Annotated in this window: 25 protein-coding genes; 16 read left to right on the top strand and 9 right to left on the bottom strand. The window is 58.1% G+C overall.

What is annotated here, in order from left to right; genetic code table 11:
• The first annotated feature begins 18 nt into the window (after positions 1 to 18).
• The 5 genes from ACQY4Z_RS11560 (at position 19) to ACQY4Z_RS11540 (ending at position 6,398) form a co-directional block, all read left to right on the top strand.
• Positions 19 to 1,806, top strand: a complete 1,788-nt coding sequence (locus ACQY4Z_RS11560; RefSeq protein ID WP_428529374.1) for an acyl-CoA dehydrogenase family protein — start codon at positions 19 to 21, stop codon at positions 1,804 to 1,806.
• Between the two features lie 22 nt (positions 1,807 to 1,828).
• Positions 1,829 to 3,025, top strand: coding sequence for a CaiB/BaiF CoA transferase family protein (locus tag ACQY4Z_RS11555; RefSeq protein ID WP_428529372.1), 1,197 nt, complete (start codon positions 1,829 to 1,831; stop codon positions 3,023 to 3,025).
• Positions 3,018 to 4,565, top strand: a complete 1,548-nt coding sequence (locus ACQY4Z_RS11550; protein ID WP_428529370.1) for an acyl-CoA synthetase — start codon at positions 3,018 to 3,020, stop codon at positions 4,563 to 4,565. The genes ACQY4Z_RS11555 and ACQY4Z_RS11550 overlap by 8 nt, the downstream gene beginning before the upstream one ends.
• Before the next feature lie 62 nt (positions 4,566 to 4,627).
• Positions 4,628 to 5,791: an acyl-CoA dehydrogenase family protein gene (locus tag ACQY4Z_RS11545; RefSeq protein ID WP_428529368.1), complete on the top strand. Its 1,164-nt coding sequence runs from the start codon at positions 4,628 to 4,630 to the stop codon at positions 5,789 to 5,791.
• Positions 5,792 to 5,948: 157 nt separating this feature from the next.
• Positions 5,949 to 6,398 (top strand): GNAT family N-acetyltransferase, encoded by a 450-nt coding sequence (locus ACQY4Z_RS11540; protein WP_428529366.1) that lies wholly within the window; start codon positions 5,949 to 5,951, stop codon positions 6,396 to 6,398.
• 95 nt (positions 6,399 to 6,493) lie between these two features.
• Here ACQY4Z_RS11540 and ACQY4Z_RS11535 read toward each other — a convergent pair whose 3' ends face one another.
• The 7 genes from ACQY4Z_RS11535 to ACQY4Z_RS11505 all read right to left on the bottom strand — a co-directional run bounded on the left by ACQY4Z_RS11535 (position 6,494) and on the right by ACQY4Z_RS11505 (position 13,162).
• Positions 6,494 to 7,837 carry a TRAP transporter large permease gene (locus ACQY4Z_RS11535; RefSeq protein ID WP_428529364.1) on the bottom strand — a complete coding sequence of 448 codons (1,344 nt, stop codon included), beginning with the start codon at positions 7,835 to 7,837 and terminating at the stop codon, positions 6,494 to 6,496.
• A 54-nt stretch (positions 7,838 to 7,891) separates the two neighbouring features.
• Positions 7,892 to 8,491 carry a TRAP transporter small permease gene (locus ACQY4Z_RS11530; protein ID WP_428529362.1) on the bottom strand — a complete coding sequence of 200 codons (600 nt, stop codon included), beginning with the start codon at positions 8,489 to 8,491 and terminating at the stop codon, positions 7,892 to 7,894.
• Complete coding sequence (locus tag ACQY4Z_RS11525; RefSeq protein WP_428529360.1) at positions 8,479 to 9,543, bottom strand: C4-dicarboxylate TRAP transporter substrate-binding protein; 1,065 nt, start codon at positions 9,541 to 9,543, stop codon at positions 8,479 to 8,481. Before ACQY4Z_RS11525 ends, ACQY4Z_RS11530 begins: the two co-directional genes overlap by 13 nt.
• 193 nt (positions 9,544 to 9,736) lie before the next feature.
• Positions 9,737 to 10,882 carry a CaiB/BaiF CoA transferase family protein gene (locus tag ACQY4Z_RS11520; protein WP_428529358.1) on the bottom strand — a complete coding sequence of 382 codons (1,146 nt, stop codon included), beginning with the start codon at positions 10,880 to 10,882 and terminating at the stop codon, positions 9,737 to 9,739.
• 33 nt (positions 10,883 to 10,915) lie between these two features.
• Entirely contained in the window at positions 10,916 to 11,362 is a 447-nt protein-coding gene (locus ACQY4Z_RS11515) for a MarR family winged helix-turn-helix transcriptional regulator (RefSeq protein WP_428529356.1), read from the bottom strand.
• A 19-nt stretch (positions 11,363 to 11,381) separates the two neighbouring features.
• Positions 11,382 to 12,242, bottom strand: coding sequence for a MaoC/PaaZ C-terminal domain-containing protein (locus ACQY4Z_RS11510; RefSeq protein WP_428529354.1), 861 nt, complete (start codon positions 12,240 to 12,242; stop codon positions 11,382 to 11,384).
• Entirely contained in the window at positions 12,242 to 13,162 is a 921-nt protein-coding gene (locus ACQY4Z_RS11505; protein ID WP_428529352.1) for an SDR family NAD(P)-dependent oxidoreductase, read from the bottom strand. The genes ACQY4Z_RS11510 and ACQY4Z_RS11505 overlap by 1 nt, the downstream gene beginning before the upstream one ends.
• A gap of 199 nt (positions 13,163 to 13,361) precedes the next feature.
• Here ACQY4Z_RS11505 and ACQY4Z_RS11500 point away from each other — a divergent pair, with 199 nt between their 5' ends.
• The 11 genes from ACQY4Z_RS11500 (at position 13,362) to ACQY4Z_RS11450 (ending at position 26,019) form a co-directional block, all read left to right on the top strand.
• Positions 13,362 to 13,775 carry a PaaI family thioesterase gene (locus ACQY4Z_RS11500; protein ID WP_428529350.1) on the top strand — a complete coding sequence of 138 codons (414 nt, stop codon included), beginning with the start codon at positions 13,362 to 13,364 and terminating at the stop codon, positions 13,773 to 13,775.
• Positions 13,776 to 13,804: 29 nt separating this feature from the next.
• Positions 13,805 to 15,292, top strand: coding sequence for a hydroxymethylglutaryl-CoA synthase family protein (locus ACQY4Z_RS11495; RefSeq protein WP_428529348.1), 1,488 nt, complete (start codon positions 13,805 to 13,807; stop codon positions 15,290 to 15,292).
• A 12-nt stretch (positions 15,293 to 15,304) separates the two neighbouring features.
• A complete protein-coding gene (locus ACQY4Z_RS11490) occupies positions 15,305 to 16,510 on the top strand; it encodes an acetyl-CoA acetyltransferase (RefSeq protein ID WP_409685118.1) in 1,206 nt (401 codons plus the stop codon).
• 105 nt (positions 16,511 to 16,615) lie between these two features.
• Positions 16,616 to 17,395 carry an enoyl-CoA hydratase/isomerase family protein gene (locus ACQY4Z_RS11485; RefSeq protein WP_428529346.1) on the top strand — a complete coding sequence of 260 codons (780 nt, stop codon included), beginning with the start codon at positions 16,616 to 16,618 and terminating at the stop codon, positions 17,393 to 17,395.
• Positions 17,396 to 17,416: 21 nt separating this feature from the next.
• Entirely contained in the window at positions 17,417 to 18,940 is a 1,524-nt protein-coding gene (locus ACQY4Z_RS11480; protein ID WP_428529344.1) for an AMP-binding protein, read from the top strand.
• A 14-nt stretch (positions 18,941 to 18,954) separates the two neighbouring features.
• Entirely contained in the window at positions 18,955 to 21,096 is a 2,142-nt protein-coding gene (locus tag ACQY4Z_RS11475) for an acetate--CoA ligase family protein (RefSeq protein ID WP_428529342.1), read from the top strand.
• 1 nt (position 21,097) lies between these two features.
• Positions 21,098 to 22,300, top strand: coding sequence for a CaiB/BaiF CoA transferase family protein (locus ACQY4Z_RS11470; protein ID WP_428529340.1), 1,203 nt, complete (start codon positions 21,098 to 21,100; stop codon positions 22,298 to 22,300).
• A 162-nt stretch (positions 22,301 to 22,462) separates the two neighbouring features.
• Positions 22,463 to 22,909 carry a MarR family winged helix-turn-helix transcriptional regulator gene (locus ACQY4Z_RS11465; protein ID WP_428529338.1) on the top strand — a complete coding sequence of 149 codons (447 nt, stop codon included), beginning with the start codon at positions 22,463 to 22,465 and terminating at the stop codon, positions 22,907 to 22,909.
• 231 nt (positions 22,910 to 23,140) lie between these two features.
• Entirely contained in the window at positions 23,141 to 23,602 is a 462-nt protein-coding gene (locus ACQY4Z_RS11460; RefSeq protein ID WP_428529336.1) for a MaoC family dehydratase, read from the top strand.
• 73 nt (positions 23,603 to 23,675) lie between these two features.
• A complete protein-coding gene (locus ACQY4Z_RS11455; RefSeq protein WP_428529334.1) occupies positions 23,676 to 24,869 on the top strand; it encodes an acyl-CoA dehydrogenase family protein in 1,194 nt (397 codons plus the stop codon).
• 13 nt (positions 24,870 to 24,882) lie between these two features.
• Positions 24,883 to 26,019 carry an acyl-CoA dehydrogenase family protein gene (locus ACQY4Z_RS11450; protein ID WP_428529332.1) on the top strand — a complete coding sequence of 379 codons (1,137 nt, stop codon included), beginning with the start codon at positions 24,883 to 24,885 and terminating at the stop codon, positions 26,017 to 26,019.
• 88 nt (positions 26,020 to 26,107) lie between these two features.
• Here ACQY4Z_RS11450 and ACQY4Z_RS11445 read toward each other — a convergent pair whose 3' ends face one another.
• Positions 26,108 to 26,284, bottom strand: a complete 177-nt coding sequence (locus ACQY4Z_RS11445; protein ID WP_428529330.1) for a hypothetical protein — start codon at positions 26,282 to 26,284, stop codon at positions 26,108 to 26,110.
• Complete coding sequence (locus ACQY4Z_RS11440) at positions 26,281 to 26,922, bottom strand: heparin lyase I family protein (RefSeq protein ID WP_428529328.1); 642 nt, start codon at positions 26,920 to 26,922, stop codon at positions 26,281 to 26,283. The genes ACQY4Z_RS11445 and ACQY4Z_RS11440 overlap by 4 nt, the downstream gene beginning before the upstream one ends.
• Positions 26,923 to 26,982 lie beyond the last annotated feature (60 nt).

Below are 26,982 nucleotides of genomic sequence, written 5' to 3'. Positions count from 1 at the left end.
TATTGGGAGGATTTCAAAATGAATGTTCAACCGCAACACCACACTTTGCCAACCCCAGAGCTTGCCAACCTGGTGGCGCCGGATTGCCACGGATTGAACTTTTACAGCATCGACAAGAGCCTTCAGGATCTCGTTACTCTCTACCTGCCGGAAGATCTGCGGGCCCATCTTGAGCCGCATCTTGAGACATTCGGTGCGCTGGTCGGCGACGAGGTTGATGACTGGTCCCGCATGGCGGACAAGCACATTCCGGTCCTCCATCACCGGGATCCGCGGGGACGGTTCGAAGACTGGATCGAATTCCATCCGGCCTACCGGAACATGGAAGACGTTGCGCTGGGCGATTATGGCCTGGCCGCGATGATCCATAAGCCGGGTGTGTTCGGTTGGGACAAGCCAATGTCCCACACGGTGAAATTCATTTTCCAATACATCTTCGGCCAGTCGGAATTCGGTCAGCTCTGCCCGATTTCGGCCACGGAAACGACGGCGACCTTGATCAAGGATTATGGGGACGAGGCCACAAAGGCCCGCTTCTACGATGGCCTGATAAGCCAAGACACCAAAACCATGCTCAAGGGTGCCCAGTTCATGACGGAGCGCACCGGCGGATCGGACGTCTCCAACATCCAGCTGGAAGCCCGCTTCGAAGATGGCAACTGGAAGCTCTACGGCGAAAAGTGGTTCTGCTCCTGCACGGATGGCGATGTCGCCCTTCTGCTTGCCCGCCCGCAAGGTGCTCCTGCCGGCAACAAGGGACTGGGGCTCTTCGCCCTGCCGCGCCGCCGGGACGACGGCAGCCGGAATTCCTACCGGATTGTGCGGTTGAAGAACAAACTTGGTAGCCGCTCCATGGCGTCCGGCGAGATCGTCTTTGATGGCGCCGTTGCCTATCCGCTCGGTGAGGTGGGCCCGCATGAAAACAAGGGCCTGAAAATGATGATGGATCAGGTGTCCCTGTCGCGCCTGTCCCATGGGTGCCGGGCCGCCGCCATGATGCGCCGCTGCCTCAACGAGGCGCTGGTCACAGCCCAGAACCGGCATGCGTTTCAGGAAAAGATTATCGACAAGCCGCTGCTGCGCCGCCAGTTGATGAAACTGATGGTACCGACCGAACAGGCGTTGTCGATTACACTCTACCTCGGCAATCATATCAGTCTGGCGGAAGCTGGTGATGAGCGGGCCCAAATGATCACCCGGATCCTGACCCCGGCGCACAAATACCGGACCGCCCGCGACAACGTTCGTGTTGCAACGGGTGCGATGGAAGTGCGCGGCGGCAACGGTTACATCGAAGATTTCGTCAACGCCCGTTTGGTGCGCGATGCGCATCTGGGTGTCTTGTGGGAGGGCACCTCCAACATCAACTCGCTCGACATAACGACACGTGCGATTGCCAAGGTCGGTGCGCACAAGGATCTAAAAGACGAGCTGATGGATCAGATCGACACCAGCTCCGACATGCCGGGCCAGTTCAAGGGCGAACTGCGCAGCACCGTCCAGCAGGCCATCGATTTTGCTGAAGACGTTGCCATGAGCGGCAACCAGACACTGGCCCGCAAGGCCTCCAGTGCGGTCTACAATTCTGCGACAGCCACATTGCTCGCAACCGAAGGCTCGGCGCTGGGCGCAGCTGGCCGCGATGCCCGGCGGTTGCTGCTTGCCCGGATGGTGATCGACCACCGGCTGCGGGCGCAAGACCCGCTGAAAGTGGGCGAAACCGGCTTTGAAAAGGCGGCGACCGACCTGCTTTTGTCGGGGACGCCGGTGTCGCTCGACACGGCCACCGACGTGCTGACGCAGTAACCGCGTGCGGGAAAAACATTTCATGGCACTGAACACCAAAAAACCGCTGGATGGGATCCGGGTCCTTGATCTGACTCGGATCATCTCCGGCCCCTATTGCACCCGTCTCCTTGCCGACTGCGGCGCAGAGGTCTTCAAGATTGAGCCGATGGGCGGAGAACACATGCGGGTCAAGGAACCGCTGCGCGACGGAAAGAGCACGTATTTCGGCCATTTCAACGCCGGCAAAAAAAGCATTGAGATCGACTTCCGCTCGGAACGCGATCTGGAGGCAATCCGCAATCTTGCCGCGTCTTGTGATGTGGTGGTGGAGAATTTCCGCCCGGGCGTCGTCCGCAACCTTGGGCTTGATCACACAACCCTCTCCAAAGGCCGCGAAGATCTGGTCTATTGCTCCATTTCTGGCTTTGGCCAAGAAGGTCCACGCTCCCGACATCCGGCGTACGCACCCATCCTGCACGCGCTCTCCGGTCATGACCTTGCCGCGATGTCCTATGCGGAGGATGTAGGCAAGCCCTTCCGGACCGGGATCTGGTACGCTGATTTGATTGGCGGCCTGTTTGCTTTCAGCGCGATCCAGACCGCCCTGATTGGGCAGCTCCGCCACGGGGCTGGGCAGTACATCGATGTTGCCTTGATGGACAGCATGATCAATCTGCTCGTCTTAGAAATGCAGGAAGCTCAGACGCCAAGTTCCTTTGACCGCTGGCTGGCGACACCGGTGAGGGCGTCCGATGGGCATGTGATCGCGGTGCCGATCACGGGCCGGATCTTCGAACGGCTTGCCGATCTCTTGGGTCACCCGGAGTGGAAAGACGACACTCGCTTCAACACCCAGCTGGAACGGGAAAAGAACTGGCCGATCCTCATGTCATTGGTCGAGGACTGGACGCAATCGCGGACCGCCGCTGACTGTGAAGCATCCTTCATGGGCGCTGGAATACCTTGTGCCCGGTATCAGACAGTCGCCGAAGCAATCTGCGACGAACAGGTCGCGACGCGGGACCTGATGAGCACGGTTGGAACCGGCGCAGAGGCCTTTAAAGTCACCAATCTACCATTTCAGTTTTCCGGAGCTCCGCTGCCGGTTGGCTCCCATGTTCCAGATGTTGGCGAAGACACTGAGGCTGTTCTTGGCGCAGCCCGCACACTGGTGGGTGCCAAGGTGCCAGCAATGAATGGGACCAACGACCACGCTGAAGAGGCCCGCCATGTCTGACACGGCTCTTTACAGCGGCGAACGCTCAACCTTGCGGTCGGACTGCGAAGGGCGCGCTCATCGCGCGGCCTCCGGTCTGCGGGACTATGGCATCAATCGCGGTGACAGCATTGGGCTTTTGTTGCGTAATGATTTTGCCTTTTTTGAAGCTGCGCGGGCGGCCACATTGCTCGGCGCAAGCCCGGTGGCGGTCAACTGGCATTTGGCGCCGCCGGAAATTGCCTATGTTCTTCAGGATTCCGGCGCAAAAGCGCTGATCGCGCATTCAGATCTCCTGCAAACCTTCGGCAGCGTAATTCCAAAGGATATGCTTGTTCTTGAGGTGGACACCCCGCCGGAACTGCGCGTGGCCTACCGGCTTCCGTCCATGAATGGCGTTAAAACCGTTGAAACGGTGGCCTGGGAGCACTTCATTGAAACACACCCGCCACTGACAGATCCGTGCCGGGACTTTACCGACACGATGACCTACACCTCCGGCACTACCGGAAAACCCAAGGGTGTGATCAAGCTGCCGCAGGAGCCGGGGCTGGCGAAAGAGTTTCTTGCGGTCCGCGACCGGATTTACGGGATCAAGCCCGGCATTCGGGCGCTCATCTGCGGCCCGCTCTATCATGGGGCGCCGAATTCCTTCGGGATGCGCACCTACGCTGTGGCCGACAAGGTGTTCCTGATGCCGCGCTTCGATGCGCGGGAATTCCTTGCGACAGTGGAGCGGGAGCGGATCACAACGGCCTTCATGGTCCCAACCATGTTTTCACGTCTCTTGAAACTCCCTCCGGAAATCCGCGACCGTTATAACGTCTCGTCGCTTAAATATGTCGTGACGGCTGCAGCGCATTGTCCGCCGGAGGTTAAAACGGCGATGCAGGCCTGGTTTGGACCGGTGGTCCATGAGTTCTACGCAGGCACCGAACAAAACTATGTGACCTTTTGCACCCCGGAAGAAAGCCTCCGCAAGCCCGGAACGGTCGGCCGTGCGCTGGATGGCGTGACATTGCGGATCATGGACGGTGACCGTCAGGACGTGCCGGCCGGAACACCCGGCGAGATTGTCTCCCGCCTCGATACGGCCCCTGAATTCACCTATGCCAACAATCCGAAAGCGCGGGCGGATCTCGATGTCGGTGGCCTCATTACCACCGGCGATGTCGGGTATCTGGACGAAGACGGATACTTGTTCCTGTGCGACCGGTCAAAGGACATGGTGATTTCGGGCGGGGTCAACATCTATCCGGCAGAGATTGAAGCGGAACTTCATGCCATGCCAGGCGTCGCCGATTGTGCCGTCTTTGGTGTGCCGGATGCGGAGTATGGTGAAGCGCTGATGGCGGTTGTGCAGCCAGAGCCCTCCAGTGATCTTACGGCAGATGAAATAATCGCCCACCTGAAGAACCGGTTGGCCGGGTTCAAGGTGCCGCGCCGGATCGAATTCAAATCTCTTCTGCCGCGCGATGACACCGGCAAGATCTTCAAGCGCAAACTCCGAGATCCCTATTGGGAAACCACGCAGGATTTTCGGGAAAAAGCGGTCAGCTGATTCCCAATCCCACACCCAAACAAAACAGTCGCCGTTTCAGCGGAAAAGTGAAAGCATCGCAAATGGATTTTACCCTTTCAGAAGAACAGACCGCTCTCCAGGAAACCGTGCGCCGGTTTGCCCAGACGGAATTGCCGGACATAGCCCGTGAGGTTGAAGAAACGGATGAGTCGCCTGGACCGGATGTCATGCACCGGTTCGCCGAGCTCGGACTTTTAGGGGTGAACCTGCCGGAAGCCTATGGCGGCGGCGGCATGAGCCATTTCGAAGCGGTTCTGGTGCTGGAAGAAGTTGCCAAGGTCTCCATTGGCGTTGCTTTTCCGATCTTTGAATCCTGCTTCGGCCCGGCACTTGCGATCGCCAATTTTGCCCCGGAAGCGATGCGCCAGAAAGTCCTGCCGAAGGTCTGCTCCGGCGACATGATCGTTGCGGTTTCCATGTCCGAGCCGGGTGCGGGATCAGCGCTGACCGATCTCACCACGAAGGCTAGGGTCGAGGGCGATAGGGTGATCATCAACGGTCAAAAGCGCTGGTGTTCCGGTGCCGGCCATTCGGATGCCTATGTTGTCTATTGCCGTATGTCCGACGATCCCGGAGCGAAGGGAATCGGGGCTGTTCTCGTCGAAAAGGGGGCCGATGGCTTTACCTTTGGCAAACGGGAGCACCATATGGGTTTTCGCGGCGTGCACAGCGCAGACATGTATTTCGATGATGTCAGCGTTCCGGCCGAAAACATCATTGTCCCGGCCGGTGGATTCCGGAAGCTCATGGAGGCGTTTGATCTGGAACGCTGTGGCAACACCACCATGAGCCTTGCCTGCGCGCAGTCGGCCTTCGACTACGTCCTGAATTATGTTCAGGAGCGGGAGCAGTTCGGCAAACAGATCATCGATTTCCAGGCGGTTCAGCTTCAAATCGCCGACATGAAAATGAAACTGGATGCAGCGCGCCTGCTGCTCTACCGGGCTGTCGTGAATGCCGAAAGCGGTCTTCCGTCGGTTGGGGAAAGCTCGATTGCCAAGTGTTTTGCCAATGAGATGACCCGCGAAGTCACCGGCAAGGCCATGCAGCTGATGGGCGGTTATGGGTATTCACGCGAATACCCGATGGAACAAAAGATGCGGGACAGCTGGGGCTGGGGCATCGCCGGCGGGTCCATCGACATTCAGAAAACCAACATTGCAAGTGCCCTTGTCGGCCGCCGGTTCAACCAACGGGCCAGATAACAGGCAGCGCGCAATACGGTCCCCTCGATACTCCCTGCGCACATCACCGGAGTGTTTCTTGCCCGGACGTTTGAACAGCGTCCGGGTCTTTTCTTGCAAAATGCCTATTCTGCCGGAATGAATGGGGCAGAAATCAGTTGATCCGGAGTGCCCTGCGATGAAGATCCGGCCTGCCATGCCAGACGATGTATCGGCTGTTCTAGCCTGTGCGGAAAAGGCCTATGCGCCCTATATCGCGGCAATTGGCCGGAAGCCGGCGCCCATGGTTGCTGATTTTGAGACGCAGATCGGCGCTGGGCAGGTTCATGTTGCAGAAGATGAGACCGGCAGTTTCCTGGCCTTCATCGTCTATTCCCCAAGGGCCGACCACATGTTCCTGGAAAATGTCGCTGTTGTCTCGGCCGCAGCCGGTCGAGGCATCGGCAGGGCTCTGATATCCCACTGCGAGGCGGAAGCCCGTTCGCTCGGTCTTTCCGCCATCCGCCTTTACACAAATGAAAAGATGACCGCCAATCTCAGCATCTATCCGAAACTCGGCTACACGGAGATTGGCCGCCAAACGGAAGACGGCTTCGACCGCGTCTATTTTGAGAAGTCTCTGCTCTAGAGCCTCTAGTGTTAAATCGTCAGCCGTCCCGGCCTTGCGCCGGGACCAAATGCAATCAGGCCCCGGCGCAAGGCCGGGGCAGCGCCTTTTGTTGATCAGAACATCAGGCTCGGCAGGCCGAGTGACAGGATCGGGAAGGCCAGAAGTGCCAATAGGACAACAATGTCCAGCACCAGGAACTTCATGATCCCGAAGAAGATCGTGTGAACCTGTATCTCCCGTCCAACCACCGAATTGATGACGAAGACATTGAGGCCGACCGGCGGTGTGATCAGACCGATTTCCAGCAGTTTGACGACGATGACACCAAACCAGATGAGATCAAATCCCATGCCTTCAATGAGCGGGACCGTGAAGGGCAGGGTCAAAAGCATGGTGCCGATCGGATCCAGGAACATGCCCATCACCAGGTAAATCGCGACGATGCACAACAGGATCATCCAGGTTTCCAGGCCCGAAGACGACACGATATCGACCAAGCCGCCTGTCACCCCGGTCAGGGAGACGAAGGAAACGAAGATCTTTGCGCCGACCGCAATGAAGAACAACGACCCGGTCTGATAGGCAGTCTCGCGCATCGACAGGACGAAATCCGCCCACCGCAACCGGCCTGAAATTGTTCCGTAGATCAACACGAATGACAGGCTGACGGCAGCTGCTTCCGTTGCGGTGAAGATGCCGCCATAGATCCCGCCAATGATGATGATCATCAGCGTGGCGGCCGGCCAGGCTTTGATCGCGGCGGTAAACCGGTCGTCTCCGGAGATGTCACCTTCGGGGACGGGGGCCGCTTCCGGCCGGAGTTTGACCCAGACCAGCACGGTAATGATGAACCCGGCAAGGCTCAAGAGGCCAGGTACTACACCGGCCATGAACAGCCGGCTGATCGATGTCTCGGTGAAGGTGCCGTATAGGATGAACAGTACGCTTGGCGGGATGAGTGCGCCAAGCGTGCCACCCGCGGCGACACTTGCGCTTGCCAGCTGCTTATCATAGCCGTAGCGCAACATCTCCGGAACGCAAATCCGACCCATGGACGAGGCACAGGCGACGCTGGATCCTGTGATCGCCGAGAAACCGCCGCAGCCGATCAGCGACGCAACGGCCAAGCCGCCCGGGAGGCGGGACATCCAGACCCGGACCGCATCGTAAATATCCGTTGTAATGCGCGTGTGATAGGCGATGTGACCGGCTGCAATGAACAGCGGCACCATCGACAGGGAATACGAGTGAATGAACTCAAAGGCGTTGGATTCAATCAGCGCCATCGCCGGACGCAGGCCGCGGTCGAAATTGAACTCAGAGCCCGGGCGCCAGGCATATGTGACCAAAGCGCAGATAGAGGAAACGCTGACCAGCGTAAATCCAATTGGAACGCGCAGGATAAGCAGTGTGAGCGCTGCCACAAAGCCGAAGATACCAATTGTTGAGGGGTCCACTAAAGTGTCTCTCGTTCGAGGTGATTTATGAACGAGGTGGCCGCCTGCCTGAAATCAGGCAGCCTCCTCCCAGCTTGGATCATGTGTCTTGTTGGAATTCCCCCCGCCGCCGGACCCTATGGCGGTCCAGACGTCTTGAAGGAACAAGACAGTCAGGCGGATGAAGAACAGGGCGTAGCCTGCAAAGAAGGCGACCCGACCCGGCCATTCAGGCACTTCCAGAATGCCGAAGAAATAGTTGCCGCTTTCGATCGCGTGGATCATGGCAAGATATCCGGCATAAGTGATCGGGATCACCGCGCACAGTCCGATTATCGCCGCGAGCACATTGAGCCAGACTTGGGCAGCCTTCGGCAGCAGGTCTGTTATCACTTCAACGGCAATAAAGCCGCGATCCGCGGCCACATAGGCCAGTGGCAGGATCAAGGCACCGATCATCAGGTCTCCGACAATCACGACTTCATCCGGGATCTGCATTCCGACAAACGTGCGCAGGACGATGCCAAGCGTGATGTAGACACACATGCCCAAAATGGCGACAGCGGCAACTGCTATGAACGCTGTTTCCAGCCCCGCCAGAAGTCTTAAGGGGGAGGAGAACCGGCCCTGCCCGCTGCCAGGCGGGACCGGTTTACCGTGCGTTACCTTGCCCATGGATAGCCTTTGGTGTTCAGCTCATCCGCATACTTGTCGACGAGAACGGCATACTGATCCCAGATCGCCTGGCCGTCATACCCCCGTTCCGTCATGTCGGAAATCCACTCCTGGACATATTTGTCCGTCATGGCGAGCAACTTCGCGCGCTCTGCGTCGTCCAGCGCAACCACGGGCACCTGACGGCCGATTTCGCCGCTGGCAAGGCCGGCTTTCACATCGTTGATGGTCTCGATCTGAATACGTGCGAACTCGTCGATCATCTGGGACCCGGCAGTCATGATCGCGTTCTGATACTCTGCAGGCAGGTCTTCCCAGACATCCTTGTTCATGACCAGGGCAAAGCCGCCGACCTGGCCCCAGTTGGCCTCGGTGATGTGATCGACAATCTCATAATGCCGGAATGCGCGGTTGGTGTAGTAGTAGCCAGCAGCGCAGTCGACCAAACCGGAATCCAGTGCCTGATACACCTTGTCGAAGGTCATGTTGACGACATTGGCACCAAGCTCATTAAGCGCTTTGCCGACCGTTCCGGTTGCCCGAACCGTGAGGCCCTTGAAGTCATCAGCCGTTTCGATCTTGTGATCGCCGGTGCACTCAAACTGGGTGCCGGTAGAGGTGAAGTTACTGAGGAAGACAACGTTTTCCTTGGCAAGAAAGTCCTGAAGCTGTGCGTTCGTGGTCATCAGCTCGTGCATCGCCCGCAGGCCGACCCAGGTATCGGATGAGGAAATGGGCAGGTCGCCGATTGCAAGGCCTTGAAGCTGCTTGGGCGAATAGGGTGCAATGACGGTTCCCATGTCGGCCGCTCCGGCGGCAACACCGTTCAGCACGGCTGACCATTTCAGAAGGGCACCGCCCCAATGAACGTCGAAGGTCAGCTGGCCTTCCGTCATGCGGCTTGCTTCATCCAGGAAATACTGCAGAGCCTTGGCTCTGGCACCCCGGTTTGGACCGGCCTCGGAATACCGCAGCATGGTCTCAGCGGATGACACACCGGCCATGGCGACGGTCAAGCCCAGACCCAAAAGGGCCGACTTTATGGAAATCATCTTTACCTCCTCCCGTGTTCGGACCGGGTCAAACAGGTTCCGGTCCTTGCGGCATGCGTATGTTCGCCGCGTTGTGCTCCCTTACAACTCAATACATTGCTCTATTATTATAAGTATACGAATTATACGCATATAATATAATTACGCAAGTGCGGCTGACACCCGGCCCGGCGTTGCGGGGTGGTATCTGTTGTCAGACTGCGCTGCTTTTCTTTAGAGCTGATACGCCATCGTCAGCCACTCCCCAGTCCTGCAAGACAGTCTCGTTATGTTCACCGATAAGCGGCGGCCGGGACGGCAAGGTGGCTTTGGCATTCTGAAAACGCGGGGCAGGAGCGGGTTGTACAATGCCATCGCGTTCCACGAAGGTCTCCCGCGCCGCATTATGTGCATGAGCGGGCGCTTCTTCCAGGTCCAGAATGGGCGCGAAACAGATGTCCGTTCCTTCAAACAGCTGACACCAATGATCGCGTGGATGTGCGCCGATGATGCTTTCAAACCGGCGCCGGATGTCCGGCCATTGGCGGGTATCATGGCGGTCGCCAATGTCCGCTTCGTTAAGCTTCAGCAAATGCAGGAACAGCTGCCAGAACTTTTCCTCGATCGGTGCGATTGACACCCATTTGCCATCGGAGCATTTGTAAACACCGTAATAGGGCGCCGTACCGTCCAACCGGTTGCTCGCCCGGCGGTTTTGCCAGCGATTGTTGGCAAGCCACATGTAAACCGGTGCCATCAGGGCCGCAGTTCCGTCTGAAATGGCGGCATCAATCACATCGCCTTCACCGGTTGTTCTAGCCCTCAGCAAGGCGCACACAATGCCAAAAGCGAGGAACATGCCGCCGCCGCCATAATCTCCGAGGAGATTGAGCGGTGGCACCGGATCGCGCCCCTCCTCTCCAAAGGACCAAAGGGCCCCGGACAGCGAGATGTAATTCATGTCGTGACCGGCCGCATGTGCCAAGGGGCCGGTTTGGCCCCAGCCGGTCATGCGGGCGTAAACAAGCGCCGGGTTGCGGGCAAGACATACGTCCGGGCCAAGGCCGAGTCGCTCCATAACACCGGGGCGAAAGCCTTCGACAACAGCATCTGCCTTTTCGATCAGCTTGAGCGCGGTTTCAACGGCTACAGGATCTTTCAAATCAAGCGTGATGGATTTACGGCCACGGGCAACACTGTTTTTCCGCTGTTCGTCAATGCCTTCAATATCCGGCGCTCCGGTCGGTTCCCGGTCAATCCGCAGGATCTCGGCCCCCATATCGGCAAGCATCATGCAGCCGTAAGGGCCGGGCCCAATACCGGCAAATTCAACGATCTTCACACCGTGAAGTGGCCCCATCCCAAGTCCTCCCAGACTTTGTTATCGCCGCGTTCAACCGGCATCTTTGTTAAGTGTTTCAAGCAGGTTCTGCCGCACCGCCTGTAGGTCCGACAGCAAAACGTGAATGCTGGTTTCCGGCAACCCCTTGAAGGACACGCCATCAACTTCTGAACTGCATTCATCCATGATTTTTTCCAAAGGGCGGGCCTCGTCCGTTAGGCAAACCCGCTTCGCGCGCCGGTCGACCGGATCGGCTCGGCGCTCAACAAGACCGCGTGCTTCCAATCGGTCGACAAGGCCGCCGACCGTCACCGTTCCGACATCCATGCGGCGCGCGATATCTGATTGGGTCAGCTTGTCTTCGGCAAGCAGGTGCAAAAGCACCCGTGCCTGGGACATGGTCAGTCCGTAGGGAGCGATGAGGCGATCGAACAGAAGGCCACGAAACCGGGCAATGTCCTGAAAGATCGATTTGCAGGCCGCGAGTGTGTCATCCATTTCGCGTCCGTCCTCTTTGTTATCCCAGTTCGACGCATCCATTGTTCAATACCACCGTATCGCGCTCCAGAACCTTTGACCGGAAAGAGATTACGTCGCCATCCCGCCACATCTCCGTCCGGATGGTTTCGCCTGGATAGACCGGGCTTGAAAACCGCAATTTCAGGGATTTCAGCCGGGTCGTGTCATATCCGCAGAAGCTGCGCAGAACCGCATGTCCGGCGATCCCCAAAGTACAAAGGCCATGGAGGATCGGCGCTTTGAACCCCGCTGCCGCGGCCACCTTCGGGTCGGCATGCAGCGGATTGGGATCGCCGGACAAGCGGTAAAGCAGCGCTGCATGCGGCCTTGTGGGGAGGTCACACACAGCGCAGGGCGCGCGCTCAGGTACTTCGTGCGGTTGCGGCTGTGGGCCCGGTGCCCCGCCAAAACCGCCATCCCCGCGCGCAAAGGTGGTTGACGACAAAGTGGCGAGCTTGTCGCCGGTGCTTTTGTCAACGAGATCGCGTTCGGAATAGATCAGCGCGCCCTTGTCCGCCCCCTTGTCGAGAATGCGGGTGATGCGAGTGCGGGCTGTGACAGTTGCCGATTTCGGCAGAGGCTTGTGCCAGCGGATGCCTTGTTCGCCATGCAGGATCTTGCGCCAGTCAATGCCGGTCTCAGGCTTGCGTAGCCAGAAACCTGGCCCGGCCAGCACAACGGCCAGGGTCGGTACAGCCTTGAAATCGGCTTCCTCGAAAACGAAGGGCAATTGCCCCTCGTCGACCGGGTCATGGCCATATCCGACGCCAAGGGCATAGATGATGCTGTCCTTGATTGAGTAGGTTTGTTCAACCTCCTCGAAGGGCCAGGCCATCAGCTTGTCATAGTCGATGGCCATCAGACCGGATCCCAGCAGAACACGTCGGCTGAGCGCTCAAGGGGCACAAGTGTGCTGGAAAAAGCCGGGAATGCGTGTTCGAGAATGGATTCCGGCGTCCAGCCGTCGGGACGCGCCATGGACCGGATCGGCCGCGGTTGGCTGAGCAGCATGACCTCGCTGCCCCGGGACACAAACACCTGGCCGGTGACGTTCTGGGCGGCATCGGAGGCAAGAGCTGCAACCAGCGGCGCGACCTTTGCCGGTGTCATGCTCTTCAGGCGCTCAACCCGGATACGCTCTTCTTCGGACTTGATCGGGATGGTGCCGATCAGGCGGCTCCAGGCGAAAGGCCCGATCGCGTTGGACGTCACATTGTAGCGCGCCATATCAAGGGCGATGGAGCGTGACAGGCCGACCATACCGAGTTTTGCGGCGGCATAGTTGGCCTGACCGAAGTTACCGATCAATCCGGACGTGGATGTCATGTGAATCATGCGGCCGGATTGCTGCTCTCGGAACACGGTTGCGGCGGCGCGGCTGACATTGTAGGCACCTTTCAAGTGGACGACGATCACCTGATCCCACTCGTCTTCCGTCATCTTGTGAAAGATTGCGTCCCGGACGATGCCGGCGTTGTTGACCACGATGTCGAGCTTGCCGAAGTTTTCGATTGCCTGATCGATCATGCCTTGAGCTGCTGCTGAATCCGTGACGCTGTCGAAGTTTGCAACGGCCTTGCCGCCAGCGGCGGTGATTTCGTTGACGACCTCGGTTGCCGGGAGCGCATCCTCGCCCTCACCACCGCCGGTTCCGCCAAGGTCATTGACGACAACGCAGGCACCCTTTTGAGCCATCAAAAGAGCAATCTCCCGGCCAACACCGCGGCCCGCGCCGGTGACAATTGCAACTTTTCCATCCAGCAAAGCTTTGTCAGACATTCCCATCCCTCAGTATTTTGGCCTCAAAATCGGGCAATTGCGGCGCGTAAGAAGATAAGCCGCCAAATTTGTATCGCAGATTAATAATACGCTTGCGAATAATAATCAAGACATATAATATCCGGCTGAAAGGCGATGCTTCGGACAGCGGCCATCATGGATCGTTGCGAAGGCCGGAGCTGTAAGAGCGGGAGAAATCATGACCCTTGCCGAGACATCGGGGCCAATAGGGGAGTTCAACAAGCATGTCGGGTTTGAGCTGACCGAATGGCAGCGCAATCATGCGTGTGTCGAGGTCGAGATCGACAGCTACCATACCAATGTCATGGGTGTGACCCATGGCGGTGTTTTGGTGAGTGCGCTCGATTTCGCATGCGGCATGGCAGGCTGTTATCGCCCGCCCCCGGAGCCGCGTTTTTATTGCATGACATTGACATTAAACACGAATTTCGTCGCGCCAATGCGTAAAGGGTTGCTGCGGGCACATGGCCGCCGGATTGGCGGGGGGCGGTCCGTGTTTTTTGCCGAAGGAGAAATTGTGCTGCCGGACGGCACTCTGATCGCCACCGCATCGGGCGCGTTCAAGCTGTTTGACCGGAAGCCGAAAACATAAGCGCTGAAAGGCGAGCGAGGAGCAGCATCATGGACTTGGGAATTCTGGCCTTTGGCGGCTACTTGCCGCAAAGCCGGTTGCAACGTGCTGAGATCAGCAAGATGCACGGCTGGTACAACCCGGGCTTGAAAGGATTGGCAAAGGGCGAGCGTACCATCGCCAATTGGGATGAAGACGCCATCACCATGGCGGTCGAAGCGTCCAGGGACTGCCTGACCGGGCTCGATCGTTCCGAGATTTCTGCAGTCTTTATGGCGTCGACCAGCTTTCCGTTCGATGACCGTCAGAATGCCGGAGTGGTTGCCGACGCGCTGAACCTCAAAAGCCAACTGATGACTCTCGATCTGGCAGCCTCTCAGCGCGCGGGCAGTTCCGGATTGTCAGTCGCCTTGCAAGCGGCCTCTGGTGCCGAAGGGCCAATTCTTTTTACCGCCTCCGAACAACGTAAAACCAAGGCCGCGAGCCCGCAGGAGATGACCTATGGCGATGGTGCCGCGGCGGTTCTGGTGGGCACTGGCGAAGTGATTGCGAAATTCATCGGGGCGCACACCGTATCTGCCGACTTTGTCGATCATTTCCGGGGATCCGGTCACGCGTATGACTATGCCTGGGAGGAGCGCTGGCTGCGGGATGAAGGCTATTTGAAAATCGTGCCTGACGCGATCAAAGCCGTGCTTGATAAAACGGGCATTGCGGCAAGCGATGTCACGACGTTCTGTTTTCCGGCCGCCATGAAACGGGTCGCAAGCATGCTCGCAAAGAAGGCGGGTCTTGCGGACGAGGCCGTTGCCGACAATCTCCAAGCGACTTGCGGGGAAGCGGGGGCCGCCCATCCTGTCATTATGTTGGTGCACGCTTTGGAAACCGCAAGACCGGGCGACAAAATCCTAGTGACCGGCTTTGGCCAGGGGTGCGATGCTTTGATTTTCGAAGTGACGGACGCCATCGAAAAGCTTGCACCGAGAACCGCTGTTTCCGGCCATCTGGCCCGCCGCCGGGCGGACACCAACTACGCCCGCTTTCTCACCGTCAACGGCTTGGTCACGATGGAAAAGGGCATAAGGGCGGAGGTCGATAAACAGACCGGCCTGTCCACCCATTATCGAAACCGGGATATGGCACAGCGCATGATCGGAGGGTGCTGCAGTGAATGCGGCACACTGCAGTTCCCCAAAAGCAATGTTTGCGTCAATCCAAATTGCGGTGCCATCGGGACCCAGAAAGACCACGAATTTGCAGACAAGAAGGCCCGGTTGAATTCCTTCACGGCCGACCGGCTAACCTTCTCTCCGGACCCGCCCGCCTATTACGGCATGATCCAGTTCGAGGACGGCGGCCGGTTGATGGCCGACTTCACAGACATTGATCCGGACCAGGAACTGGCCGTCGGTATGCCCATGAAGCTGATGTTCCGGGTGAAGGACTACGACAGGAACCGTGGTTTCCGGCGGTACTTCTGGAAGGCAACGCCAGACAATGATGATCAGGCCAGCGCGCCCGCCGAAGCGGCCGAATAGGGAGGAAAAAACATGGCATCTGGAATTAGAGACAAGGTCGCCATTCTCGGCATGGGCTGTTCGCAGTTTGGCGAGCGCTGGAGCGACAATGCCGAAGATCTGATGATCGAAGCGTTCACCGAGGCGCTCGGCGACGCAGGCATTGAGAAAAACCAGATCGATGCCGCCTGGCTCGGGACGGCCATTGAGGAACAGCATGTCGGCAAGTCCGCCGTGCCCCTGTCGATGGCGCTGCGTTTGCCGAATATTCCGGTCACGCGCGTTGAAAACTACTGTGCCTCCGGCTCGGAGGCTTTCCGGGGTGCCGTTTATGCTGTCGCAGCCGGGGCAGCCGACATCGCGCTGGCTCTTGGTGTTGAGAAGCTGAAGGATACTGGTTACGGCGGTTTGCCTCAGCGCAACCGCGGCTCGGTGAATGATCTTTTCTGGGCGAACGTGTCCGCGCCTGGATCCTTCGCACAGCTCGCATCCGCGTATCGCGCCAAACATGGTATTGACGCCGGCGATCTGAAGCGCGCGATGGCTCATATCTCCGTCAAAAGCCACGACAATGGCGCGCGCAATCCCAAGGCCCACCTGCGCAACCGGATTGATGAAGACAAGGTGCTCAATGCCCCGATGATCGCAGAGCCGTTGGGTCTGTTCGATTGCTGCGGCGTGTCTGACGGCTCGGCCTGTGCCATCGTGACCACACCGGAAATCGCCAAGTCCCTTGGTAAACATGACCTCATTACCGTGAAGGCCTTGCAGCTTGCGGCGTCGAACGGACTGGAAGCGCAGCACAATTCCTGGGACGGCAGCCACTTCGTGACGACGCGCAAATGCGCCGAGCGGGCTTACAAGGAAGCCGGCATCACCAACCCGCGCGATCAGATCAGCCTGTTTGAAGTGCATGACTGCTTTTCGATCACCGAGCTGGTGACCATGGAAGACTTGTTTATCTCACCGGAAGGCGGCGCTGTGAAGGACATCATGGACGGTTTTTATGATGCCGACGGCAAGGTCCCCTGCCAGATCGATGGCGGTCTGAAATGCTTTGGCCACCCGATCGGAGCGTCGGGTCTCCGGATGATTTACGAAATGTATCTGCAGCTTCAGGGCCGTGCGGGTGACCGCCAGCGCAAGGAAGAACCCGTTTTCGGCATGACTCACAATCTGGGCGGTTTCCCGCACCAGAACGTCTGCTCTTTGGCAATCGTCGGAAAGATGGGGGCATAAACACCGCCATCGCGATGGCAGGGCCCGGTGACTGATACCTAGCCGGGCCTTGTCACAGCAGTTCGGCAGAAGTGCCGGCTGCAAAAGCATCCTGGGGAGGAGCAATTGAGCGATTTACTTGTAAAGCGGGACAGCGGTGTGCTGAGCCTGACCCTCAACCGTCCGGACCGGTTGAACGCCCTGTCAACAGACATGCGCGAGGGCATCTTGTCGGAGCTTCTTTCAGAGCTGCATGCTCCGAGTGTGCGCGCTGTTTTGGTGACGGGGTCCGGCCGTGGTTTTTGCAGTGGCGCCGATCTCGATCTTGAGACAATCCTGGCGCGCCGTCAGTATATCGAGACGCAGATCCTTGGTGGTATCAACCGGGTGGTTCAGGCCTTGCGCGACCTGCCGGTTCCGGTCATTGCCGCCGTCAATGGTCCAGCTGCCGGTGCCGGGTTTTCCATTGTCCTGGCGTCCGACATCGTCATTGCAGCCCAATCCGCGAAGTTTCACCTGTCTTTTGCCCGGATCGGCGCGGTTCTGGACGGCGGTGCGTCGTCGCTCCTGACGCACCGGATTGGCGCGTCGCGCACCACGGCGTTGGCCATGCTTGGCGGATCGATGGACGCGGAAACGGCAAAAGACTGGGGCCTGGTGCATGAGGTTACGGAAAATGGCAGCCTTTTAGATACCGCAACCGCACTTGCGCAGCGCCTGGCTTCCGGTCCGACGGTTGCGCTTGGACTGATCAAGCGCGAGATCGCAGCCGCGCAATCGGCGACCCTCGACGAGTCCCTGCGTCTGGAAGCAGCCTGTCAAAGCAAGGCCTTCAACACTCAGGATTTCGAAGAAGGCGTCCGTGCCTTCGGTGAAAGCCGTAAGCCCAATTTTCTGGGCCATTAAAACGGGAAGAGTACCGACCTTATGCCAAAGACACTGTTTTGCGGGCCGCGGTCCATGGCTCAATCCGATGTACGTACCCTTGCCCGACGGGCGGCGAGCGGTTTCCTGAAGGCCGGCGTCACGGAAGGCGGGACAGTCGCCACCATGATGCGGAATGATTTTCCGCTGGTGGCGATGGATCTGGCGGCCGCTCTTGTGAAAGCAGCAGCTGTTCCGGTCAATTGGCGTTTCACGGCTGAGGAAGCCGCCTATATACTGAAGGACTGCAAGGCCAAGGTTTTTGTTATTCACGCGGATCTTTGGAACCAGATCGGCCAGGATCTCCCGGCAGATGTTATTGACCAGCTTCAGATTGTCGTCGTGCCGACCCCGGTCGACATTGCTCAAAGCTATGACCTCTCAGCAGATGCCTGTGCTGTGCCGGAGGGTTTCCCGGTTTGGGGGGACTGGCTCGAAGAACAGTCTGTCTGGGACGGACCGGACGCCCATGGTCAGGCTGCGATGATCTACACCTCCGGGACCACCGGACACCCCAAGGGCGTGCGCAGGCTGACAAATCCCACCTTGGTTCGCACCGGGTACAACAGGATTTTTTCCGAACATTGCCGGACCCTGATGGTGGCTCCGATGTATCACTCGGCCCCGAACCGGTTTGCCATGCTGACCGTTGATGTGGGCGGCGATCTTGTTCTTGTTCCGCGTTTCGATCCGGAAAAGATCCTTCAGATCATTGAGGAGCATCAGATCACCACGGCCTTCATGGTACCGACCATGTTTATCCGGCTCTTGAAACTCCCGGCTGCGGTGCGTCGGCACTATGACACATCCTCCCTGCGGCACATTGTTGCCGCCGGCGCACCGTTCCCCCCGGATATCAAACGCGCGATGATCGACTGGTGGGGACCCGTGATCTATGAATATTACGGCGGCACGGAAACCGGTGCCGTGACGCTGTGTTCCAGCGAAGAGGCGCTTCAGAAACCGGGCACGGTGGGCCGCGCCGTTGAGGACGCGACCATCAAGATCTTTGCCGAAGATGGGTCGGAGTGCCCGCCGAATGTACCTGGCGAAATCTATTGCCGTCTGCATTCCTTTCCGGACTTCGTCTACGAGGGCCGGCCGGAGGATCGGGCCGCTGTTGAGCGGGACGGGCTCTTCACCGTTGGCGACATTGGCTACCTCGATGACGATGGCTATCTGTTCATCTCCGACCGCAAGCGCGACATGATCATCTCCGGTGGGGTCAACATCTATCCGGCGGAGATCGAGGCCGCCATGTTCGGCCATGATAAGGTCCATGATTGCGCGGTTTTTGGAATTCCCGATCCCGAGCTTGGCGAAGCCATCGCTGTTGCCATTCAGCCGGAACCGGACACCACCATCGATACCGGTCAATTGCAGGACTACCTCCGGTCCCGGATTGCCAGCTACATGATCCCCCGTAAGATCCTGATCCAGGACAGCTTGCCGCGGGACGACAATGGCAAGGTTTTCAAGCGCAAGTTGCGGGATGCTTTTTGGGCCGATGCCGGCCGGCGGATTTGAATAAGGAACATTTTATGGCCGATCTTTTGCCCACCACCAACGCCAGCCTCGATGTTCTCCTGAAGCCTCAATCTGTAGCAATTATCGGCGCCTCGGATGATGCAAGCCGGATTGGCGGCCGGCCGGTCTCCAGCACGATCGCTGCCGGGTTCAAGGGCCGGATCTATCCTGTCAACCCGAAGCGGCAAACGGTTCAGGGTCTCAAGGCGTACCCGTCAATCACGGAAGTGCCCGAAGCGGTGGATTGCGCAATTGTTGCCGTTCCCGCGCCTCTCGTTGAAAAGATGGTTGCGGACTGCGCCGCCATGGGCACAAAGTCCACGATCATTTTCAGCTCCGGTTTTGCAGAACTCGGAGCAGGGGGCGCCGAAGTACAGCAACGGATTGCGGCAGCGGCGCAGAAAACCGGGATGCGGCTGATCGGTCCGAATTGTATCGGAGCGTTCAGCGTCAGTGCCGGCTGGTTCGGGACGTTTTCCAGTGTTCAGGCCAGCTTGCGCCTTGCTCCGGGGAAAACGGCAATCGTCAGCCAGAGTGGTGCCTATGGGGCCCACATGTTCTACATGGCGCAGCGGCGCGGTGTTGCGACCGACCTCTGGGTAACCACCGGCAATGAATCGGACATCGATGTGGCCGAAGTCATTGCCTATTATGCCGATCATCCGGATGTCTCGACCATCATGGCCTATACCGAAGGCGTGAAGGACAGAGACCGTATGTGCGCGGCCCTTGATCATGCCCGCACCGCGAAGAAGCCGGTGATCATGATCAAGGTCGGGGATACGGATGTGGGCGCAGAAGCTGCGGCCACGCACACGGCCAGTCTCGCTGGTGATGACGCAATTTATGATGCCCTTTTCAAACAATACGGCGTTTACCGGGCGCACAGCTGCCAGGAGATGGTTGATGTCGCCTATGCCTGCCAGACAGGGCTTTTCCCGAAGGGCCGGAAGATGGCCATTCAGACCGTCTCCGGCGGCATTGGCATTCAGATGGCTGACGAGTCTGTCAAAAACGGCTTGGAAGTTCCGGCGATGCCGGAGGCCTTGCAGCAAAAACTTCTGGGGCTGATCCCCTACGCTGGTGTGCGCAATCCGATCGACATTACCGGGCAGGTCCTCAACCAGCCGGAGGTCATCGGTCAGGGCATCGATCTGTCAATCCGCGAAAGCGGTTGTGATGCCTATGCAATCTATCTTGCGAGCGCTCCGCAGGCACCGGGACTTAGAGACTTCTGCCTTCAGACTTTCAAGTACTTGCGGGAAAAACACCCAGAAACGCCGATGGCGCTCAGCTTGATCGCCACACCCGAAATCATTGCCGAGTATGAAGCGCTCAACATCGGCTGTTACGAGGATCCGGTGATGGCGATCCGCGCCATGGCCGCCCTTGCCCAGTTTCACGAGACCTTCCAGCGCGGCCAGCCTGATGCGCCTGCGGCTCTTTTGGCAGATGTGGCAAAATCGCCGGATGAACGCGTGTCGGAAGCCGGGGCAAAAACCATTCTGGCAAGTGCCGGAATTCCGGTGACGCGTGACTTCCTGACGGCTAGTGCCGAAGAAGCGGTCAAGGCGTGGCACGCGATTGGCGGCCCGGTGGTCTTGAAAATCGCCTCGCCGGATATTCTGCATAAAACAGAGATCGGCGGCGTTTTGATCGGTCTCAACGATGAAATGGCGATCACCGATGGATTTGAAGCCATCCTGAACCGGGCGCGGGAAGCCCAACCAGATGCCACAATTGAGGGTGTGCTCGTCTGTGAAATGGTCTCAGGCGGTGTTGAAACGGTTCTGGGCGTGACGAATGATCCGGCGCTTGGTCCAGCGGTGATGTTCGGTCTTGGCGGGGTTTTCGTTGAAGTGATTAAGGACGTGACTTTCCGTCTGGCCCCGTTTGGCGTTGATGAAGCGCATCGCATGATCGGCGAGATCAAGGGACGGGCGATACTTGATGGTGTGCGCGGCGCACCGCCTGCGGATATTGATACGTTGGCGCAGGCTCTGTCCCGGCTCTCGGTCTTTGCAGCCGAAAATGCTGAACGGCTGGAATCAATCGACATCAATCCGTTTGTGGTTCTGCCGGACGGCGCCGTTGCCCTGGATGCGGTCATTGTCCCACAGACCAGCATGCTTGCCGACCGTCCGGCGGGAAAGTGACATGCGGGCATTCAAGGAACTGCGCGTCATTGACTTCACCCGCGCTCTTTCAGGGCCCATGGCCGCGCAAATGCTGGCGTTGCTCGATGCAGATGTCGTCAAGGTCGAGCCGCCCGGCGACGGAGACCAGCTGCGCGGGGTGCTGGCCAGCCCTGAGATGGCGGCACAACGCCTCTCACCGGCGTTCCTTACCGGCAATCTTCGAAAGCGCAGCCTTGCCCTTGATCTGAAATCGGAGATTGGACGCGAGGCGGCTGGCCGATTGGTTTCCGGCGCGGATGTTGTCATCGAAAACTTCGTGCCGGGAACCGCGAAGAAACTCGGCATCGACTACGAGATGGTTCGAAAATCCAACCCTGATGTCATCTATTGTTCCATCAGCGGGTATGGTCAAACGGGTCCAAGAGCTTCGGAAAAAGCTTATGATTCTGCGATACAGGCAGACTCTGGAATGATGTCGCTGACCGGGTTCCCCGAGACAGGGCCGACCCGGATCGGTTTCATGCTTGTTGATGTCACAACCGGTGTTTCGGCAGCCTATGCCATAGCCGCTGCGCTCTACCGGCGGGCCATGACCGGCAAAGGTCAGTTTCTGGACGTTGCCATGTATGACACGGCCCTTCAGCTGATGTGCTGCCAAGGGGCGGACTATCTGGTTCGAGGGCACCTGCCACCGCTGATGGGCAATGAATCCCCGATGACCCAACCGACTACCGGGACCTTCGAAACATCGGACGGCATGATCCTGCTTGCAACCTTGACCTCAGATCAGCAGGAAGGGACGTTCAAGGCGCTCGGTCTTGCGGAGCTATTGGAAGACCCGCGTTTTTCCTCCGAGCTCGCCCGCCACAAACATCTTGAAGAAGGCCGGGAGCTGATCCGGCCCGTCTTGCGCGGCCGAACCACCCGGGAATGGCTGCAAATTCTGAAGGCGCATGGCGTCCCGGTCCAAGCCGTTCGTGATCTGGGTCAGGCGCTGTCCGACCCGCAGCTTGACCATCGCGGCCTGCTGGTGCAGGCGGGGAAACTGGACACCACATCAGACCCCGTCACCTTGCTTGGCGCGCCCTTCATCGCGAACGAGGACGGGCCACGCCAAAATGCAGAGCCTCCCTTTCAGGTTGGGCAGCACAGTCGCGAAGTTCTGGCGGAACTTGGGTTCTCAGCGTCAGAGATTGAAAACTGCCTGGAAACAGCTCCGTAAGTTTACCCTCGACCAACAGACGATTGTTCGCATGTATATATTTTGCTAAGGATCGCGCGCCGTTAAGGCAGGGATAAAGACTTTGGCCGGTCCGATGGCAAGCAGCGGGTGCAGAAAATCCGCTGATGAAATCGGTTCTGGCAAACCTGAAATTGGACACACATGCACGACCTGGATCGCAAACTCGGAACTTTGTTCAGCGACATTGCCCGTTTCCGCCGGATTCTTTTTGATCAGCTGGCAACCGAGTACGACCTGACCCATGTGCAGGTGTTTCTGCTCAATCATCTTCACAAGGATGATGGACTGACGCAGACGGATCTGGCTTCCCGGATGGATATCGGAACGGTCACGATCAGCGGTCTCGTGGATCGGTTGGAAGCCAAAGGCTATGTGGAGCGCCGACCGGATGAAAAGGATCGCCGGGCCAAACGTGTTTGGCTGACGCCGAAGATGCAGGAAGTCTGGAAGAAAATCGGCGAAAGCATGCGCCAAATGAATGAAGTCACATTCGAGGGTGTCGATGACAGTGACATTGAGCATCTGATCACGACCCTGCGCAAGGCACGGCAGAACCTTCAAGGCCGGTTGAGTGGATCTTGCGCTTAAGCCGGGTTGAGTTAACTCTTCAAAGAAATATCGAAACCAAGCGCTGGCTTTCAAAGCCAGCGGTCTGTTCGTGTTCTGTTTTGACTGACCCTGCAAAGAGCGTTGAGCCTGCTAGATCGCTTTAAACGCTTGCCAGGGAATTAGTTCGCAATATAATAATAAATATACTTATGAAAACGTGATCGGGTGTTCCGGAACCCCGGCCACGCACCTATGAGAGTGTTTGGACGCATGACCCAATCTCCACGGCTCGTCGGACCGGGGTTCTACTGGCAGGACTTTGCTGCTGGTGACCGGTACCGGACATTGGCACGCACGATTACGGAAGCAGACATTATCGCCTTTGTCGGTGTGACCGGCATGACCGAAGTCCTGTTTACCGATCAAACCTTTGGGCAGGGTGTCGCGGCTCGCGGGCGGGTCGCACCTGCAGCACTGACCTACACGTTGATCGAGGGCATCCAGTGCCAGACCCTGATCCAGGCGACCGGCTTGGCGCTCCTGGAGGTCGACAAGAAGGTTCTGGCACCCGTCGCGGCCGGCGATACCGTTCACGCCATCGTGGACGTGTTGGAGGTGCGTCAAACCAGCAAGGGCAACCGCGCTGTGGTGACGACGCGCAACGACATCGTCAATCAAAATGGGGAAACGGTGATCACCTATACCGCCAAACGGCTGATCGCGGGACGGTAAGAGCCATTGGCGTCGAAGCCGCTGGGGGAGCGGCCGGCGCGTAGAGGCAAAAAAATCAAATTGGGAGTGAGGCATGGACATCAATTATACGCCGGAAGACGAAGTTTTCCGTTCCGAGGTAAAGACCTTTCTGGAGGCGGAACTGCCGAAAGGCTTGAGCGACAAGGTTAGGGCAGGACAAAAACTTGACGGCGAGGACTTCATGCGCTGGCAGCGTATCCTTGGGCAAAAGGGTTGGCTTGCACCCCGCTGGCCCAAGGAACATGGGGGCTGCGGCTGGACACCGATGCAAGTGAACATCTTCGATGAAGAAGCCTACCTTGCCGGGGCACCCCGTGTTCTGCCGTTTGGTGTCAACATGGTCGGCCCGGTGATCATCGAATTTGGCAGCGAGGACCAGAAAGCCCGTCACTTGCCCGGGATTGCCCGCGGTGAAGTGCCGTGGTGCCAGGGCTTTTCCGAACCCGGATCCGGCTCGGATCTGGCGTCCTTAAAAACGGCAGCCGTTCGCGACGGTGACAGCTATATCGTCAATGGACAAAAGATCTGGACGTCATACGCGCATTTTTCCGATTGGATGTTCTGCCTCGTGCGAACCGATCCCAATGCGGCCAAGAAACAGCAGGGAATTTCGTTCCTTCTGATCGACATGAAAACCCCCGGCATCACCGTCCGCCCGATCATCACGTTTGACGGCATGCATTCGGTCAATGAAGTCTTTCTGGAAAATGTCCGGGTCCCGGCGGAAAACCTGGTCGGCGAAGAAAACAAGGGCTGGGACTATGCCAAATTCCTGCTCGGGCATGAACGCACCGGGATTGCGGGCGTCGGCGGCTGCAAGGCCGAGTTTGAAAAGCTTCTGGATATCGCCCGGACAGAGAAAAAAAACGGCAAACCATTGATTGAGGATCCGCTGTTTGCGGCGAAGATCGCGCGGCTCGAGATCGACCTCAGGGCATTGGAACTGACCAACATGCGGATGTTGAGCGGCAATGGAACGGGTTTGAACGGAGCCTTCCCGTCCGTTTTGAAGGTCAAGGGCACCGAGGTGCAGCAGCGCATTGCTGAATTGCAGATGGATGCGGTCGGAGCATATGCCTTGCCATGGCAGCAAGCGGCTATGGATCCGGCGTGGAACGGCGACACTGTCGGGCCGGATTATGCAATCCCGCGCATGCCGGCCTATATCGATCGCCGAAAGGCAACGATCTATGGCGGCTCGACCGAGATTCAGAAGAACATCATTTCAAAAACACTCCTGAGCTAAGCGGACCGGCATCATGAATTTCAATTATTCTGAAGAACAATCCCTGATTTCCGACAGTCTCGGCAAGCTGTTGAGCGATGGATGCAGCCAGGCTGCGCGCCGGTCTCTCATAGCCGGTGATCAGGACCATGATCCCGAGATCTGGTGGGCGCTCAGTGAGCTTGGAATGCTGGGCCTGCCCATCGCAGAGGCTTATGCGGGCGTTGGCGGCACCGCCGTCGACACGATGGTCGCAGCCGTCGAGTTTGGGCGTCACCTTTCGCTCGAGCCGTTCACGGCAAGCGTTGTTTTGGGCGGTGGCGCCCTTCAATTGGCTGGAACGGAAGATCAGAAAAACGCTTTTCTGCCTGGCATTGCGGATGGCTCCAAACGCGCCGCAGTCGGGTTTTTGGAACCGGAAAGTCGGTTTGACCTTTCAAGCGTTGCGACCCGTGCAGAACCGGACGGCGATGGTTACCGGCTCTCCGGCCGGAAAACAGCGGTCATCGGTGCTCCATCAGCGGATATTCTGATCGTGTCGGCCCAAACCTCCGGAACCGCGTCTGATCCGGATGGTCTCACCTTGTTCCTCGTACAGCCGGACGCAAGCGGTGTGGAGATAAAACCCTACCGGTTTGCAGATGGCCGGACCGGTGCGGACATTGTGCTTAAGAATGTTCGTGTCGCTGCATCCGATATGCTTGGTCCGAAAGACAAGGCGGCAGACCTCATTGAGCATATCGCAGATCTAGGGACGGCAGCGCTGTGCGCCGAAGCCTTGGGAGCGCTTGAGAAAATCATCGCCATGACGACAGAGTATCTGAAGGTCCGCACCCAATTCGGCCGTCCGATTGGCGAGTTTCAGGCGCTTCAGCATCAACTCGCCGAAATGATGATTGATTTCGAGCATGCCAAGTCATTGGTGTTTGAAGCTGCCATGACTGCCGACAGCCCGGACGCCCCAATTCGGAAGAAAGCGGTCTCTGCCGCCAAGGTCTACCTTGGTGAACGGGGGCGGGTGATCTGTCAAAATGCGATCCAGATGCATGGCGGGATCGGCATGACGGATGAATATGAGCTTGGGGATTACGTGAAACGGGCCATGGTTGCAGAAAAGGCGTTCGGCGATACGGACCACCATCTGGAGCGCTACGCCCATCAGATGCTTTAGATATCGTGGCTGCTGAGCAACGCGATCGGGAGGATAGCCCTCCCGACTGCGTTAACATGTTAGCCGAAAGACATATTTTTCGCCGGGCTCATTTGAAGATCGGATCGGACAATCCGATGCTCTGAGCGGTTGGTCCGCTCCAGTAATCCTTGTGAAACGCCGTAAACGGCACGTCGAAGTCACTCACGGTATAGAGCCCGTACTTGAAATAATAGCCGTCTACCTTGTCGTTGGAATAGCCGTTTGTGCCTTCAAACTGAATCATGTCCTGCCAATCGCTGTCACAGGTCTCCCGCCGGGGCGGACACTGCCGCATCCAGGAGTCGATCCGGCATCATTTTCTGGCGACCACACAACACGGTAGACATATTCGTGGTAGACGCCCTGGTCGATCCGTGGCTCCGAATAAAGGATCTGGCCGTCTCCTTCGATAGTGCCAAGCTGCTCGATGACGTCGTCGCTCCAAAGGGTCACGACAAATCGGCCGTTCCAAAGCCGGTGCGAAATGTTGGGCCGCAGGCTATGGCCACCTGCTCTCAGCCGCTCGTGCCACTGAGACAGGACCAGCCGGTGGTCTGCTTCCATGGGAAACGTTTTCGGGATTAATGTGGAGATCCGGTACCAGACTTCCTCGCCATTTTCGGCTACGTACATGTCGCGCAAACTCAGCGCGGATCCCGGATGAAATAGGTTTGCCAGCCGTTTGATGCTCAGGTCATCCGGGATTTCCTCAGCGGTCATGTCACATTTGTAAGAGTCTTCCTCGACAGGTACGGCTTTACCACCGATGACGATCTCGTCTTGAGCGAGTGCGGCTGACGCGCCCAAGAGCGTTAGAGCTCCGCAAACGGAACAAGCTTTTGATTTCGAAAAAGACATGGTGCGGGTGTCGCCTGCTGTCATAGGGAAGTCCTTTTTTGCTTTCATTCATCAACTGAACGAACGCGAGGGCGTGCTTATCGT

Origin of the sequence: Roseibium sp. (genome assembly GCF_965276855.1) — a bacterium.
Classification (GTDB): domain Bacteria; phylum Pseudomonadota; class Alphaproteobacteria; order Rhizobiales; family Stappiaceae; genus Roseibium.
The sequence above is the reverse complement of the archived record's forward strand: the minus strand, read 5'-3'. Positions and strand labels throughout refer to the sequence as shown.